The organism is Pseudoalteromonas sp. CNC9-20 (assembly GCF_022347875.1).
GTDB classification, from domain to species: domain Bacteria; phylum Pseudomonadota; class Gammaproteobacteria; order Enterobacterales; family Alteromonadaceae; genus Pseudoalteromonas; species Pseudoalteromonas ruthenica.
Map to the genome: position 1 here is coordinate 500,536 of NZ_JAKRFS010000001.1, position 15,679 is coordinate 516,214.

15 protein-coding genes are annotated in these 15,679 nt (G+C 47.5%); 12 read left to right on the forward strand and 3 right to left on the reverse strand.

All coding sequences use genetic code 11. From position 1 onward, the window contains the following. Window position 1: 1 nt before the first annotated feature. Window positions 2–409, reverse strand: a complete 408-nt coding sequence (locus MHM89_RS02255) for a MerR family DNA-binding transcriptional regulator (RefSeq protein ID WP_045978805.1) — start codon at window positions 407–409, stop codon at window positions 2–4. Window positions 410–702: 293 nt separating this feature from the next. Here MHM89_RS02255 and MHM89_RS02260 point away from each other — a divergent pair, with 293 nt between their 5' ends. Genes MHM89_RS02260 through MHM89_RS02290 form a run of 7 tightly spaced genes read left to right on the forward strand, consistent with a single transcriptional unit; the run spans window position 703 to window position 8,251 of the window. Continuing rightward, window positions 703–1,896 (forward strand): acetyl-CoA C-acyltransferase, encoded by a 1,194-nt coding sequence (locus MHM89_RS02260; protein ID WP_045978804.1) that lies wholly within the window; start codon window positions 703–705, stop codon window positions 1,894–1,896. Window positions 1,897–1,955: 59 nt separating this feature from the next. Next, complete coding sequence (locus MHM89_RS02265) at window positions 1,956–3,446, forward strand: CoA-acylating methylmalonate-semialdehyde dehydrogenase (RefSeq protein ID WP_239407970.1); 1,491 nt, start codon at window positions 1,956–1,958, stop codon at window positions 3,444–3,446. A 53-nt stretch (window positions 3,447–3,499) separates the two neighbouring features. Next, window positions 3,500–4,657 carry an acyl-CoA dehydrogenase family protein gene (locus MHM89_RS02270; protein WP_022944552.1) on the forward strand — a complete coding sequence of 386 codons (1,158 nt, stop codon included), beginning with the start codon at window positions 3,500–3,502 and terminating at the stop codon, window positions 4,655–4,657. A gap of 9 nt (window positions 4,658–4,666) precedes the next feature. After that, window positions 4,667–5,446 (forward strand): enoyl-CoA hydratase, encoded by a 780-nt coding sequence (locus MHM89_RS02275; protein WP_022944551.1) that lies wholly within the window; start codon window positions 4,667–4,669, stop codon window positions 5,444–5,446. After that, on the forward strand, window positions 5,446–6,579 hold the full coding sequence (locus MHM89_RS02280) for an enoyl-CoA hydratase/isomerase family protein (protein ID WP_022944550.1): 1,134 nt from the start codon (window positions 5,446–5,448) through the stop codon (window positions 6,577–6,579). The genes MHM89_RS02275 and MHM89_RS02280 overlap by 1 nt, the downstream gene beginning before the upstream one ends. A gap of 8 nt (window positions 6,580–6,587) precedes the next feature. Then, window positions 6,588–7,475, forward strand: coding sequence for a 3-hydroxyisobutyrate dehydrogenase (gene mmsB / locus MHM89_RS02285; protein WP_045978803.1), 888 nt, complete (start codon window positions 6,588–6,590; stop codon window positions 7,473–7,475). Window positions 7,476–7,477: 2 nt separating this feature from the next. Next, window positions 7,478–8,251, forward strand: coding sequence for an SDR family oxidoreductase (locus MHM89_RS02290; protein WP_022944548.1), 774 nt, complete (start codon window positions 7,478–7,480; stop codon window positions 8,249–8,251). A gap of 51 nt (window positions 8,252–8,302) precedes the next feature. Here the strand turns inward: MHM89_RS02290 and MHM89_RS02295 are convergent, their stop codons facing one another. After that, window positions 8,303–10,036, reverse strand: coding sequence for a hypothetical protein (locus MHM89_RS02295; protein ID WP_239407971.1), 1,734 nt, complete (start codon window positions 10,034–10,036; stop codon window positions 8,303–8,305). A gap of 160 nt (window positions 10,037–10,196) precedes the next feature. Between MHM89_RS02295 and MHM89_RS02300 the strand changes: the two genes are divergently transcribed. Together MHM89_RS02300 and rmf are read left to right on the forward strand one after the other, a co-directional pair. Further along, window positions 10,197–12,014: a protein kinase gene (locus MHM89_RS02300; RefSeq protein ID WP_239407972.1), complete on the forward strand. Its 1,818-nt coding sequence runs from the start codon at window positions 10,197–10,199 to the stop codon at window positions 12,012–12,014. A gap of 455 nt (window positions 12,015–12,469) precedes the next feature. Further along, a complete protein-coding gene (gene rmf / locus MHM89_RS02305) occupies window positions 12,470–12,640 on the forward strand; it encodes a ribosome modulation factor (protein ID WP_026111006.1) in 171 nt (56 codons plus the stop codon). Window positions 12,641–12,701: 61 nt separating this feature from the next. Here rmf and fabA read toward each other — a convergent pair whose 3' ends face one another. Further along, window positions 12,702–13,217 (reverse strand): bifunctional 3-hydroxydecanoyl-ACP dehydratase/trans-2-decenoyl-ACP isomerase, encoded by a 516-nt coding sequence (gene fabA / locus MHM89_RS02310; RefSeq protein ID WP_026111005.1) that lies wholly within the window; start codon window positions 13,215–13,217, stop codon window positions 12,702–12,704. A gap of 238 nt (window positions 13,218–13,455) precedes the next feature. Here fabA and MHM89_RS02315 point away from each other — a divergent pair, with 238 nt between their 5' ends. Genes MHM89_RS02315 through MHM89_RS02325 form a run of 3 tightly spaced genes read left to right on the forward strand, consistent with a single transcriptional unit; the run spans window position 13,456 to window position 15,596 of the window. After that, the gene (locus MHM89_RS02315; RefSeq protein ID WP_239407973.1) at window positions 13,456–14,319 is read left to right on the forward strand and encodes a 6-carboxytetrahydropterin synthase; all 864 of its coding nucleotides are present in this window, start codon (window positions 13,456–13,458) and stop codon (window positions 14,317–14,319) included. Further along, a complete protein-coding gene (locus MHM89_RS02320) occupies window positions 14,312–15,172 on the forward strand; it encodes a M23 family metallopeptidase (RefSeq protein ID WP_239407974.1) in 861 nt (286 codons plus the stop codon). The genes MHM89_RS02315 and MHM89_RS02320 overlap by 8 nt, the downstream gene beginning before the upstream one ends. After that, window positions 15,162–15,596 (forward strand): acyl-CoA thioesterase, encoded by a 435-nt coding sequence (locus tag MHM89_RS02325; RefSeq protein ID WP_239407975.1) that lies wholly within the window; start codon window positions 15,162–15,164, stop codon window positions 15,594–15,596. Before MHM89_RS02320 ends, MHM89_RS02325 begins: the two co-directional genes overlap by 11 nt. The last annotated feature ends 83 nt before the right edge of the window (window positions 15,597–15,679 follow it).

Consider the following 15,679-nt stretch of genomic DNA (forward strand, 5'->3'; position numbering starts at 1 on the left):
ATTAATCCTGTTGTAAATGTGAGAGGGTTTCACGGCAGCGTTTCTCAGCCGTAACGAGTTCCATTAGCACGACTTTAATGTCGTCCATTTGCTGATTGAGGTGTGCTTTTTTTTCTTCGATAAGATCGAGCATAGTGACAAGCTGCTTGGCACTGGATTTGTCCGCGTCATAAAGTTCGAACAATCGACCCGTTTCTGCTAGGGTGAAACCTAAGCGTTTACCGCGAAGGATCAGCTTCAAGCGCACTTTATCGCGTTTAGAATAGATTCTGGTTTGGCCATTTCGTCTCGGAGTAATAAGCCCTTGGTCTTCGTAAAAACGAATACTGCGGGTGGTTATATCAAACTCCTTGGCAAGCTCACTGATAGAGAACGTTTGCTCGCTGGCCGTTGGGCTTTGCTCTGTCATTGTCTTTTAGTCTTATCTACTACAAATTTTTAACACCAATATAAGTGAAGTTTACGTAAAGGTAAAGCTGCATTTGGTGCTCACTTTTATTCTTCTATTTTCTTTTCCATAAGCCCTGAAGCTAACTGTTTATAAGGCTTAGCTTAAACTCGCAATGTTTTTATAGGCGTAACTAGGCGGTGGCTGCTAAAGTTTACAGCGATTGAAATTTCATCATTTCACTTATCTAATTGACGTTGGCGTAAACGTAAATTTTATGTATGCTCAAGTGAAATTGATATGGAGAACACAGTATGAGTACACCATTGCAGGATAACGATATTGTTATTGTTAGTGCCCAGCGTACCGCCATGGGTGGTTTTATGGGTGCACTAAGCGGTGCCAGCGCCACTGAGTTGGGTGCTAGCGCAATCAAAGGCGCCTTAGCGAGCGTTAATCTAGATGCCGGCGAAATCGACGAAGTCATTATGGGGTGTGTTTTGCCCGCTGCTTTGGGTCAAGCGCCTGCGCGTCAAGCGATGTTGAAAGCAGGTATGGAAAAGCACACTGGTGCAACAACCATTAATAAGGTGTGTGGCTCAGGTCTAAAAGCGGTAATGCTGGCTCATGACCTAATCAAAGCAGGCAGTGTTAATAGTGTTATCGCTGGTGGCATGGAAAGCATGTCAAATGCTCCTTATATGTTACCGAAGGCGCGCTCAGGCATGCGCATGGGCCACGGCGAAGTAAAAGACCATATGATGATGGATGGCTTAGAGGACGCTTACGATAATCTCGCGATGGGGTGTTTTGCACAAAGCACTGCCGATCAATACGACATGACTCGTGAGCAAATGGACGAATTTGCGCTTAACTCACTGGCTAAAGCCAATAAAGCGATTGAAAGCGGGGCCTTTAAGGCGGAAATCACCGCGCACACTATCAGCAGTCGTAAAGGAGACGTGACAGTGGAGGTGGATGAGCAACCGGGGAACGCCCGTCCAGATAAAATTCCGTCATTGCGCCCAGCGTTTAAAAAAGACGGCACCATCACCGCAGCAAACTCTTCGTCAATCTCCGATGGCGCTGCGGCACTTGTGGTAATGAGCTATGGCGAAGCGCAAAAGCAAGGCATGACGCCCATTGCCCGGATCAGCGGTCATAGCACCCACTCACGTTTACCGGCTGAATTTACCATCGCCCCTGTTGGCGCTATGGAGAAGCTATTGAAAAAGCTTGATTGGCAAGTAGACGACGTTGATTTATGGGAAATCAATGAAGCCTTTGCCATGGTCACGATGCTGGCTATTAATGAAATGAAACTTGATGCTGACAAAGTCAATGTCCACGGCGGCGCGTGTGCTCTTGGCCATCCAATTGGAGCCAGTGGTGCACGAATTTTGACCACGCTAATTCATGCGTTGCGTAATCAAGGCAAACAGCGCGGTGTCGCGTCACTGTGTATCGGCGGCGGTGAAGCCGTTGCTTTAGCTATCGAAACACTTTAATTTTTTCGCGCCCATAATTACTACAACACTGGGCGCTGCTATTTTGGGGAGTATGCATCATGCATCAGGTACCACTTTATATCGGCGGCGAAATGCGCCAATCCACATCATCACAATGGCTGGATGTTCTTAACCCAGCAAACCAAGAAGTTTTGGCGCAAGTGCCACTGGCTACCGAAGACGAAGTGAATGAGGCGATTGCCTCAGCTAAAGAAGCGTTTAAAACGTGGAAAGATGTGCCGGTCACTGAGCGAGCACGCATTATGATGCGTTATGCGCAGTTACTAAAAGAGCATCATGATGAAATAGCTACGATTATCTGCCATGAGTTAGGTAAAACTTTTGAAGATGCCAAAGGCGACGTTTGGCGTGGTATTGAGGTTGTTGAGCAAGCGGCGAACGCCCCATCAAATATGATGGGGGAGACGGTTTCTAACGTCGCCCGCAATATTGATACCTATTCATTAATCCAACCTTTAGGGGTATGTGCGGGGATCACCCCGTTTAACTTCCCGGCGATGATCCCACTGTGGATGTTCCCACTGGCTATCGTTTGTGGCAATACCTTTGTCCTTAAGCCCTCTGAGCAAGATCCGCTTACACCGATGCGTCTAGTGGAGTTATTTGAAGAAGCCGGTGCACCTAAAGGGGTGTTGCAGGTGGTACATGGCGCAAAAGACCAGGTTAATCAGATCCTAGAGCATGATGATGTGCGCGCTATCTCGTTTGTCGGCTCCTGTGCAGTAGGTCAATATATTTACGATAAAGGCACCGCTAACCTCAAACGCGTGCAGTGCTGTGTGGGCGCTAAAAACCACCTCGTGGTGATGCCAGATGCGCATAAAGAGAATGTTATTAATAACCTAGTGGGCTCTTCCGTTGGCGCCGCAGGACAACGCTGTATGGGTATTTCAGTGGCGGTGTTCGTGGGTCAGTCAAAGCAATGGGTTGATGATTTGAAAACTGCGTTGAGCAAAGTACACCCAGGTACTTGGGATAATCAAGATGCTGCGTATGGCCCGCAAACCACCGCTGCGGCCAAAGAGCGTATTCTCTCTTTGATTGCCAAAGGTAAAGAAGAAGGTGCCGAGTGTTTGCTTGATGGTTCAGATTGCACTGTAGAAGGCTATGAGAAGGGCAACTGGGTGGGGCCAACTTTATTTGCCGATGTGACTCCAGACATGGCTATCTACCGCGAGGAGATTTTTGGCCCGGTACTGTGCTGTGTGTTTGTGGATACCTTGGAAGAGGCCATCGCCTTAATCAACGACAACCCTTATGGCAATGGTACGTCGCTATTTACCGCCAGCGGCGCAGTGGCACGTAAATTCCAGCATCATATTGAAGTGGGTCAGGTGGGTATCAATGTGCCAATTCCTGTGCCGTTACCGTTTTTCTCCTTTACTGGCTGGAAGGGCTCGTTTTATGGCGACCAGCATACCTATGGCAAACAAGGTGTGCGTTTTTACACCGAGACCAAAACCATCACCGCACGTTGGTTTGAAGACGACGCAGTCAGCGGTCCCAATATGAGCATCAACCTAAAATAACTGGTTCGGCCGGTTAAATCCGGCCGCTATGTAAGTAGTAAAGAGAGTGCATTATGGATTTTAACCTTACAGAAGACCAACAAGCCTTTGCCGATATGGCTGAGCGTTTTGCTGCCCAAGAGTTGGCCCCGTTTGCAGCTAAATGGGACCAAGAACATATTTTTCCAATAGAGACCCTACAAAAAGCCGGTGAGCTGGGCTTTTGTGGCCTCTATACTCCGGAAGAAGTCGGTGGTCTAGGGCTGTCACGTCTTGACTCAAGCATCATTTTCGAGCAGCTAGCTAAGGGCTGTACCGCCACAACCGCCATGCTTACTATCCACAATATGGCGACGTGGATGGTCGCAAGCTTTGGTACTGATAGCGCCAAGGAGCGTTATTGCCCTGAGCTTGTCACCGGTGAAAAACTGGCTTCGTATTGTCTAACCGAGCCAGGCAGTGGCTCCGATGCGGCGTCGCTGAAGACCAAAGCGGTTCGTGACGGGGATGATTATCTGATCAGCGGCTCAAAAATGTTTATTTCCGGCGCTGGCAGTACTCAGGTGTTAGTAGTGATGGCTCGCACTGGCGAAGCAGGGCCAAAGGGTATTAGCGCTTTTGTTGTGCCTGCCGATGCCGAAGGGATCAGCTATGGTAAAGCCGAAGAAAAAATGGGCTGGAACGCGCAACCAACCCGTTTGGTCACGTTTGAAAATGTACGCATTCCTCAAGACCATTTGTTAGGTCAAGAGGGCGAGGGCTTTAAGTTTGCTATGCAAGGGCTTGATGGTGGCCGCATTAATATTGCGACCTGCTCATTAGGTACGGCGCAGCAGGCATTGAACACCGCCAAAGAGTACCTAAAAGAGCGTGAACAATTTGGTAAGCCATTAGCGGCGTTTCAGGCACTGCAATTTAAACTCGCAGATATGAATACCGAACTGGTGGCGGCCCGACAAATGATCCGCTTAGCGGCGTTTAAGCTCGACAGCAATGACAGTGAAAAAACCACTTACTGCGCCATGGCTAAACGCTTTGCCACCGATGTGGGCGTAAAGGTCTGCGATGATGCACTGCAAATTCATGGCGGTTATGGCTATATCAAAGAATACCCATTGGAGCGCCACCTTCGTGATGTGCGCGTACATCAAATTTTAGAAGGCACTAACGAAATCATGCGAGTGATCATTGCGCGTCGTATTTTGGCCGATCACGTCAGCGAAATTCTATAAGGAGTCATTATGTCGTCAGCACAAATAAAGTTGGAAAAACGTGGCCACACTGCCATTTTAACAATGAGCAACCCACCGGCTAATACGTGGACGAAAGAGACACTGACAGCACTTAAAGAGCAGGTTGAAGCCCTAAACGCCGACAAAGACATTTTTGCCTTGGTGCTTACCGGGGAAGGAGAGAAGTTTTTCTCTGCTGGGGCCGATTTAAATGTGTTTGCCAGCGGCGATAAAGGCGTTGCTGCACAAATGTCACAAGTATTTGGCGCCGCCTTTGAAACCTTAAGCGATTTTCGTGGTGTGTCTATTGCCGCCATCAATGGTTTTGCTATGGGCGGAGGCTTGGAAGTGGCGTTGGCCTGTGATATTCGCATTGCCGAAGAGCAAGCGCAGATGGCTTTACCTGAGGCAAAAGTGGGTCTGCTTCCGTGTGCTGGTGGCACTCAAAATTTGGCGCTCTTAGTTGGTGAAGGTTGGGCTAAGCGCATGATTTTGTGTGGTGAGCGTATTAAAGCGGACAAAGCGCATAGCATAGGCTTAATCGAAGAGGTCGTTGGCAGTGGTGAAAGCTTAGATAAAGCCCTTGCCCTCGCTGAGCAGGTAGGTGAGCAAAGCCCAGTCGCGGTCAGCTATTGTAAAACTCTCATTCAGCAGGGCCGTCATGGCGATATTCGCAGCGCTTTGCCACTTGAACGCGAGTTATTCGTGAAGCTATTCGACACCCAGGACCAGACTGAAGGCGTTAACGCGTTCCTAGAAAAGCGTAAAGCGAAGTGGGTGAATGGCTAATGGACGAACTTATCCCGTTAAATAATCAAGACGCCGAAGTTGTCTTTGAACTGGCTCAGTGTAGCAACGGCTCTAAAATTGGATTGGCAACGCTCAATGTCCCTAAGGCTCTCAACGCGCTGAACTTGAATATGATTCGTTTGCTTGATAAGCAATTGAAGCATTGGGCCGATGACGATGAATTAGCCTTTGTAGTTCTTAAGGGGATGGGTGATAAAGCGTTTTGTGCTGGTGGTGATGTCGTCAGCTTACACAGCGCTATGGCTACAGGGGAGCCTGCAGACTATGGGCAGACCTTTTTCAGTGAGGAATATCGTCTTGATTATGCCATCCACTGTTACAACAAACCGATTGTTGTGTGGGGCGATGGCATTATCATGGGCGGCGGTATGGGCCTAATGGCTGGCGCCAGTCATCGGGTGGTCACTGAGCGCTCAAAGCTTGCAATGCCGGAGATCACCATTGGCTTGTATCCAGACGTAGGCGCGAGCTACTTTTTGCAAAAAGCACCGGACAACATTGGCTTGTTCTTAGGCCTGACCGGGGCATTGATGAATGCCGATGATGCGCGCTTCGCTGCCCTTGCCGATCACAGTATCGATAGCAACAAGTTTACCGCCTTACTGGCAACCTTGTGCGAGCAGAGTTGGGGCAAAGTGGCTGCACTTAATCATGATAAGCTCACTCAACTTTTGAAGAAGTTTGATGGTGAGTCAAAAACCATGGAAAAAGGTGGCCTGCGCACTCATTTGAACACCATAAATCGTATGAGCGAATACAGCGATTTAGCAGGTAAGGTAAACTACCTTACGGGTATAGAAAGTGATGATAAATGGTTAGCTAAAGCCGTAAAAACGCTGAAGCATGGATGTCCGCTAAGTGCTCACCTGGTATTTGAACAACTTAAGCGTGCTCAAGGGCTGTCACTCAAAGCCTGCTTCAAAATGGAGCTGGGTATGTCGGTGACGTGCTGTGAAGTGGGTGAGTTTCAAGAAGGGGTGCGCGCATTGCTGATAGACAAAGACATGAGTCCGCAGTGGCAATACCCCAGTTTGCAAGAGGTACCTGAGTCGGTAATTGAGCGCTTTTTTAATCGCCAGTGGCGTGAACACCCACTTGAAACCCTAGTCTAGGAGGCAGCATGGCAAAAATAGGATTTATTGGTTTAGGTAATATGGGTGCGCCTATGGCGCGTAACCTAATTAAGGCCGGCCACTCGGTGAGCGTGTTTGATCTCAATAAACAGGTGGTCAACGAGCTTGCCGATGAAGGCGCGCATGCAGGTACAACCGCTGATGAGGTCACTCACGGCGCACAGTTTGTGATCTCCATGTTGCCAGCAGCAAAGCATGTTAAGTCGCTGTACTTGGCAGACGATGGTTTAATCCATCATTTAGCCAGTGACACCGTAGTGATTGACTGTTCAACCATTGATGCGGCCAGTGCCACTGAAGTCGGACAAGCCTTAGCCGATAAGGGCATTGCCTTTGTCGATGCGCCCGTCTCGGGCGGGGTCGCTGGAGCCAGTGCTGGTACCTTGACCTTTATTGTTGGTGGCGCTAAGACTCACTTTAATGCCGTGCAACCGGTCCTGGAAGATATGGGGAAAAATATCTTCCATGCTGGCGATATTGGCGCCGGTCAGGTGGCAAAAATCTGCAATAACATGCTGCTGAGTATTTTAATGGCCGGGACCAGTGAAGCTCTGCAAATGGGCATTAATCACGGCTTAGACCCCAAAGTGCTGTCGGACATCATGGTCAATAGCTCGGGGCGGAACTGGACGTTAGAATTGTACAATCCTTGCCCTGGGGTACTGGAAAACGCGCCATCAAGCAATAACTATCAGCCCGGTTTTATGGTCGATTTAATGGCCAAAGATTTGGGCTTAGCACTGGAAGCCGCTCAGAATTCTGGCTCGGCTACCCCTTTAGGGGCGCTTAGCAAAAACTTGTACACCCTGCTACAAAACCAAGGGGCAGGGGCGCAAGACTTCAGTGCTATATTCAATTTATTCGAGAAGAAGTAACTATGGAATTAAACAACAAAGTAGTCGTCGTCACCGGTGGTGCCCAAGGTTTGGGATTATCGATGGCCGCTATGGCGGCGAAAGCCGGTGCACATTTGGCGCTGATTGATATGGACAGCGCTTTATTAGACGAGGCGATAGCACAGCTAAAAACTCACAGCACGCTCGCCGATGCCAAAATCCAAGGCTATATCTGCAATGTCAGCGTTGAACAAGAAGTTGAGCAGACATTCGCTGCTATAGCGAAAGACTTTGGTGCTATCCACGGCTTGATAAACAATGCCGGCATCTTGCGTGATGGTTTATTTATCAAGGCGAAAGAGGGCAAGGTGGTCGATAAAATGTCACTAAGCCAATTTCAATCGGTCATTGATGTTAACCTGACCGGGGTGTTCTTGTGCGGGCGCGAAGCCGCCGTGCACATGGTGGAGCACGCCGAGGGCGGGGTGATTATTAATATGTCCAGTGTGGCTCGTTCCGGAAACATGGGGCAAACTAACTATTCAGCAGCTAAAGCGGGTGTAGTGGCCATGACCACAAGCTGGGCTAAAGAGCTTGGTCGTTATGGTATTCGCGTGGGTGCCATTGCACCTGGCGTGATCCGCACCAAAATGACCGATGCAATGAAGCCTGAAGCGAAAGAGCGTCTTGTTAAAATGAAGCCGGTGGGCCGTTTAGGTGAAGCAGAAGAAATCGCGCACACGGCGAAGTACATCTTCGAAAATGATTTCTTTACCGGTCGTGTGGTCGAGATAGACGGCGGTATTCGCCTGTAGTATTGGCAAGCTAAATATAACAAAGGGCGCTGTTAGCGCCCTTTTTAGTGGTTATTTACTTTTGCTGATATTGGTTTCAGATTTCATCTCAATGCCGTTGTCGGTGATATCTGTTGTCAATGATAGCTTCATGTTTTGCTTAGCCAACGAGTGGATTTCAGGTGGCAATTCTTCGCCTGTACTGGCGGCCGCTTCAAGGACAATGTCCATCATCGGTGCAAATTGCAGGCTCATACCTAATACACCGTTGGCATCCACTGCTTGTGAACTCATGTCAGCGGCGAGCGCTGTTGATTTTTCACCATTGTATACGGTGATGTGTTGACCGTTTATAGCCAGTTGAGCATCGACGTTACCGCTGGCAGGCACTGGCATAATTTCATTCATCGAAATAGGCGTGCCATCACTAGGGATTTCAATTTGTGCTAGCTGCGGCACTAACCCTTTTGCGGTGTTTATGAGTGTTGTTGGATCATCGGCGCTAAGCGTGACTAACGCATCAATATCACTTACTTGTGGGGTATAGCCACTGAAATCCATCACCACATTTTGTACGCTAATGCTGATCCCTTTTACTCCAGCAGCCATGCCGGTGGCCATCGCCATAGCCATTGGGTTTGATTGTTTCGCTTGCTGTTGTGCCATCATTAGTGGCTCACAGGTAAACTCAGCCTGCGTAAACGCGCTCCAAACGGTATTAGCAAGTGGTGCAAGTTTACCTACATCGATACCGTAACCGACGCTAAATAAGCCATCGTCTTTATTGGTCACGTGACTTGGAATAAAGCCGCGAACAGTTTGTAACGCGCCCAAAATATCTTTGTCCGTGCTTTCAATCACAATATCCGCATCAAAGTCGGCGCTGCTGTCACTGACTTTGACATTTGATGTGCCAGAGACGATAGCGGGCCATTTCGCTGCAATAGCTGGAATATCGGCTTTACAACCTGGGGTGCGCAAAGCTTGCATTGCTTGTGCTTGGCCCATTTTCGTAAGGATGGCATCAAGCATACTGCTTAAACGTGAAGGTTTGTCAGCGACTGCTGCTGAAGCTAATGCTTCAAAGTTAACGTAGCTAATCGAGCTGCCGTCCCACTGATACTTATTGATGTAGTCATTAACACGATTGGAGCTGTTTAAACTTGTTTGCGCTTTTTCAGTGGCAAGGGCTAAGGCAAGGTCATCTTGATTATTGAATTCACTGTCTAGGGTCACTGTAAGCCAGTTATCCTTAATCGCAGCGATAATCGCCACAGAGCTGCTGTCATCAAGTGCAAGGGTAAAACGGGTGTAAGACTGCGAATTCAATGATTCATCAGCGTAGCTCACGCCTGCGTTGTCGGCTGCTTTTTTCAGCGTATTGATAAAGTTTTGCGGCTGTTCGAGCTCAGCGCGCATTACCGGCATTAAACCAATAGCGTACCCTAGGTAGCGTAGGTCATTACCAATGCCCCACGTTTGCGTATAACTGCCATCGCGTACGCTACTCTCGTACTGGTTTAGTAGTTCGAAGAAGAATACGGCGTTAACGTTTCCTTGAGCCTTTGCATGTTCGATAGCTTGGGTGAGCTCTTCGTCTGTGCCGCTGGACATCATGTCAGAGGGCAACAACTGTGCATATTGCTTATATGGAAACGGTTTTAACTGTGAAGCAAAAAAGACAGTATCAGCAGGCACATAATCTAGCTCAGCCATACTCGCGCCGCCGCCAGCACCTTGGTTTGAATAATAAAGGCCTGCCGCCACAGCAGCGGCAACAGCACCGCCGATTAGTACTTTTTTCATGGGAATTCCCTTTCGTTGTCGTTCAAAGCGTTAAAGAATACGTTATTGCCGTTTTTAGGACAAGCATTTTAGGCGCGCAAAGTGGTGCTTTATGTTGTCGAATATGTAACAAAAAGCGTAAACTTAGCAATTAGTTAGCAGATAACACCCAGAGGCAAGCTTGGCGCAGCGGGCAATCACCAATTTTTATATTAATGAAGAGCAATCTATTTATTTGCTCTCCCATCGCAATGCTAAAAAGCATAAGCAATGGCTGAATATATGCATTAAACAGCTCACCATGCTGGGCTATAAAAATGTTGAGTTAATTGGCTCCGGCGCATTTGGTTTTGTGTTCGCAGGTATTGATGATAGGCAACAACACTGGGTGTTTAAATTCTCTCGTATTACCTTAGCGCAATCAGTGCGCGATAGGCTCGAAGACGAAGCCTATATGCTTTCACGTTTTGATCACCCGATGATCCCGCAATTTTATGCCTTTGAGCGGGTAAAAAAGCAAGGCATATTGATGATGGCGCGAGCCGAGGGTGAAGACTTAGAACAATTGTCTATTCGCCAAGGCAAGTTTACTGCCAAGCAACTTCTCGATTTAGCGCTGCAGCTCCACCAGTTATTACACGTATTACGAAACTACCGAGGTGGGATCACTCCTATGCCCGTTGTTCATGGGGATATTAAGCCTTCCAATTTGGTCTGGGATGAGCGCAGCAAAACCTTGTCACTGGTTGATTGGGGGAGCTCTGTTTATGCGCAGCTGGATGCCAGTGGGCAGCCCATTGCCGCAAATGTGATGGACTTAATGTCTGCGGATGTAACCAATACCAACGCGCGCATGGGGGATGTCTACTTTATTGGTGATGAGCAAATGTCTGGGGCGCAATCGTCTCCGCGTTTTGACGAGCAGGGGGTGGCGTCAACGTTGTACGCGCTGGCGTCAGCGCAGTCGTGTCGTTTTGGTGCGCAAGTGATACCTGCTGCATCACTGGGGTTGCCTAAAGAATTTGCCCGCGTGATTGATGCCATGCTCAGTAAAGACAAGGCAACGCGCGACGCCGGCGGCGACTATTTTATGCGTAATATGCCGACCATGGCCCGCGCCTATGTTCCTGATAATCCGGTGGTTCGAGATAAAGCATTGATCCCCGTTTGGAAAGCGCAGGTAGCGACTTTGCCCGATACGGTAGTGTACAGCTCGCGTAAGCAGTTTTTGCGTCAGGCAGACAGTCAACAGCGGTTGGTTGATGTTAATGATGCGCAATTGGAGCGCTATTACCGAGAATTTTTATTTGATACCGGTGATACTGAAAAAGCGTTTTTGGCAGCGATCAGCCGCTTGGCCAAGTACCCCGTTGTGGGCGGTTTGAGCTTTCACTGGAAGCAGTCATCACTGTTTGTTGAATCAAGCTTGATCTTGTATGACGAGTCATTAGAGCCTTCATTCCAAGATGCGGTAGATAACACCGTGAAGTTGGCGCAAGGGATCACCCAAAAAGGGTTGTTTAAATGTTGTCTATTCGATGCCCGACAAACAATTCAACTTGAGCGTGATGCCACCGGCGCCTTTAAGTTCGAGCAACTGCCACAATTGCATTATGACGTTATTAATATACCCGGTACTGAGATGCTGAGGCCGCATTCTTATTTTGAAGATGGTAAAGACCCGGATGAGCAGCTACAGCTTCCAAAGAAAATTATTCAATGCGTATTTGAGCTTAATAAAATACATCACACCGGATGCATCATTTTTGAATCTTTGCCCCAACGTTTGAAGATACACCATTATTATCGGTTATTGGATGCCAGCCAAGAAGTGCGGTTTGGCCAACTACTTGATGAGATTATGCAATACGCGATGGCCATTGACGGCATAGGTGTTGCGGGCTTTATGAAACTCCCTTACAAAAACACGCGAGAATTCGAATTGTGCGCCATGCAGAGCGAAGACTTCTTGGCAAAAAATCCTAAAAAACATAATTGAGCCAGTAATCACGTGCACAGTGCATGACTAAGCACATAACAAAGCCAGCGTGGTGTTGAACTTAGAGTTAATGTTATTCATGGACATAAATTATGGCAAATTTGTGTCACATTAAGGGTTGAATTTAAGGTCAATAGACGGCAGATTAGAACTAAGGGCAGGAACTTTTTTAGAGAAACCACTGTCTTTATTTACAAGCGTTAAGCGCGTGTTTGGTCATTTTAGCGCGCGCGAAAATCCACGTAAAAATAGTCCAATAAAAAGGTCGGCGAACGCGAGGTACGACCACTGAAATTTTTCAAAACTAAATTTAATCCGCGCTCAGCCAGTTAGGGTTTGTCAATAGGCAAAGGTTAAATTTGTTGATTGCAAGTGACAGTTTTATTAACTATCCATTAAATGTAGATGACCGATTCACTACAACGTATCAAAACTATAATGGTGAGGACTTACCTATGAAGAGACAAAAGCGTGATCGTCTAGAACGTGCACATTCTCAAGGTTATAAAGCAGGCATGGCAGGCCGTTCAAAAGAACATTGCCCCTACCAACAAATAGATCCACGATCACAATGGCTCGGAGGGTGGCGTGAAGCCGTCGAAGACCGCTCTATGTATAAAGTATAAAGAGCAAACGAATAAAAGAACGCCGCAATTACGCGGCGTTTTTCGTCTCTAGCGTCTACATTTAAAAAGCGCTGGTATCTTGGAATAAACCCACTTTTAGATCTTTAGCTTCATAAATAACGCGACCGTCTACTTCCACTGTGCCATCGGCCATACCCATGAATAATTTACGCTTAATCACGCGTTTCATCTGGACACGGTAAGTTACTTTTTTAGCAGTAGGCAAAATTTGTCCGGTGAATTTTACTTCACCTACACCTAGGGCGCGCCCTAAGCCAGGGCCGCCAGACCAACCAAGGAAAAAGCCGACGATCTGCCACATTGCATCGAGGCCAAGGCAGCCGGGCATCACCGGATCGCCTTTAAAGTGACAATCAAAAAACCATAGGTCGGGGTTAATATCGAGTTCAGCGACAATTTCGCCTTTACCGTATTGGCCACCATCATCAGTGATTGAGGTGATACGGTCCATCATCAACATGTTATCGATAGGCAAGCGGCAGTTACCTTCGCCGAACATTTCACCTTGGCCACATGAAACCAAGTCTTCTTTGGAGTAGCTATTTTTTTGTTCCATAACACACTTTATTGTCGAAAATTTGCCAGCTACTTTAGCGTACACTTGTACGCTAAACAACTCTGAACAGTGCTTTAGGATGTTATTTTTACGCCATTTTTGTGTCTGTAGTGTGACTGCTTCGTTATTGCCACGTAGCAATGTTGGATTTATCACCAAGGATTCAAATTCAGGCAGCATTTTTACTTCATCCCTTGTATAATTGCGACATCTTCTCAACTGCATGCAAGGACAGTGTATGACGCTCTTCGTCAACGACTTAACCGTGATTGATTTCTCCTTTTTTTGCCCCCAGCGCGGCCCGGTTGGTGAGAGTTGGATTGTTGACTTGACTTTAGACGGCGATTTAAACGATGAATCCATGTTGCTTGATTTTGGTTTAGTGAAAAAACAAATCAAGGGCATTATTGATAGCAGTGTTGACCACACCCTAGCGGTACCCACTAAAGCCAATATCGATATCCTTCAGGGCGATGACAAAGTGACGCTGGAAAGTAACTTTGGCGATAACAACGAACACCATTTCGCTATGAGCGGCCCAAAGCAAGCGGTTTGCTTGATTGACGCACCGAGTATTAATGAGCAAGTAGTGACCGAGTATCTAGTCGCAGAAATCACTCCTCAGCTGCCAGAGAACGTCAAAGGTATTACTTTGACGTTGCGTGCTGAGCAGCATCAGAGCTTTTATTATCATTATTCTCATGGCCTAAAAAAACACGACGGCAACTGCCAGCGAATTGTTCATGGCCACCGCTCAACGTTAGGCGTTTGGCTAGATGGTATGGCCATGCCCAGTGTGCAAAAGCAGTGGGCGCAGCGTTGGGCTGATATTTACTTGGTCAGCGAAGAAGATGTGGTGGAGGCTGTACACTTACAAGATATAAGCGCAGCACCGGGAGACATCTGTAGCCGTTACCATGCTAATCAAGGTGAGTTTGAATTGGCAATCAGTGCAAAGCGTACTGAGGTACTGCCTTGTGATACCACAGTCGAGTGTATCGCCGATTATATGGCCAAGCAAATTAAGCAAGCTTACCCGGATAAGCAAGTAGAGGTTCGCGCCTATGAAGGTGTAGGCAAAGGGGCGATTGGTTATGCTTAAACGTATGGCAATCACCGCCTTGCTCCTAGGGGCATCATTGTGTGCGCCCATTAATGGCGAAGCCCAAGAGCTGCCGACCCCATTGATTAAAGGTCAGTTGACCCAAGGCGGTATGGTTATAGGGCAGCTACAAGATGCTAAAAAGGTCGTTTTTGCTGAACGCGAGCTTAAGCTTAGCAAAGAAGGCTATTTTGTTTTTGGCTTCGGCCGTGATGCACAAACTGATCAGCAATTAAAGTGGCAAAGCCAAGGTGAGCAATGGCATCATCTTGATTTCAGCATTGCTGAGCGTGAGTATCAAATAGATAAAATAGAAGGTGTGGCAAGTAAATATGTGGCCCCGCCTGAAAAGGTTTTAGAGCGCATCCGTAACGATGCAAAACTGGTTCGCCAAGCGCGTGCTAACAACAGTGAACGCACGGCGTTCCTTGAGCCGGTATATCGTCCTGCAGTGGGTCGAATCTCCGGTGTGTATGGCAGCCAGCGTTACTTTAACGGCACCCCTAAACGGCCACACTTTGGTCTCGACATCGCTAACAAGACAGGTACACCTATCTATGCACCAATTAGTGGTGAAGTCGTGATGGCGCATCCTGAGCTTTATTATTCCGGTGGCACCGTTATTTTAGACCATGGTTATGGCATTACCTCCACTTATATTCACATGCACAAGGTGTTGGTTGATGTGGGGGATACCGTGAAAACCGGCGATGTGATAGGGCAAATAGGGGCTACTGGCCGGGTAACTGGCCCCCATTTAGATTGGCGTTTCAATTGGTTTAATGAACGATTGGATCCACAATTACTTATGATTGATACATTAGCGAGTGAAGTTAATACGAATGAGCAGTAAGTTAGATAGAGAAGCCGTTGTTGCACAGCGCATAGAAGATTCGGAAACATCGGTGACTAAAACCGTGTTTCCTGGGCGTACCAACCACCATAATACCTTATTTGGTGGCGATGCACTGGCATGGATGGATGAAGCGGCATTTATTGCAGCAACCCGTTTTTGTCGCAAACCATTAGTGACTATTTCGTCCGACCGTGTTGATTTTAAAGAAGCAATACCGGCGGGCACATTTGCTGAGTTAGTTTCTCGCGTAGTCCATGTGGGCAATACCAGCTTAAAAGTGGATGTGGAGATATTTCTTGAAACCATGCACCGCGATGACAAACATTTAGCGATTCGTGGCAGCTTTACCTTTGTTGCTGTGGATGACAATCACAGGCCAACGCCTGTAGTGTGCGAACGCATGCTCAACGGGTTTAAATAAATTCTTATTTGTTAGGCCGCAGCATCGCGGCCTTTATTTCACCAACAAGTGAACACATCATACAATATATGGTTTTTACATAC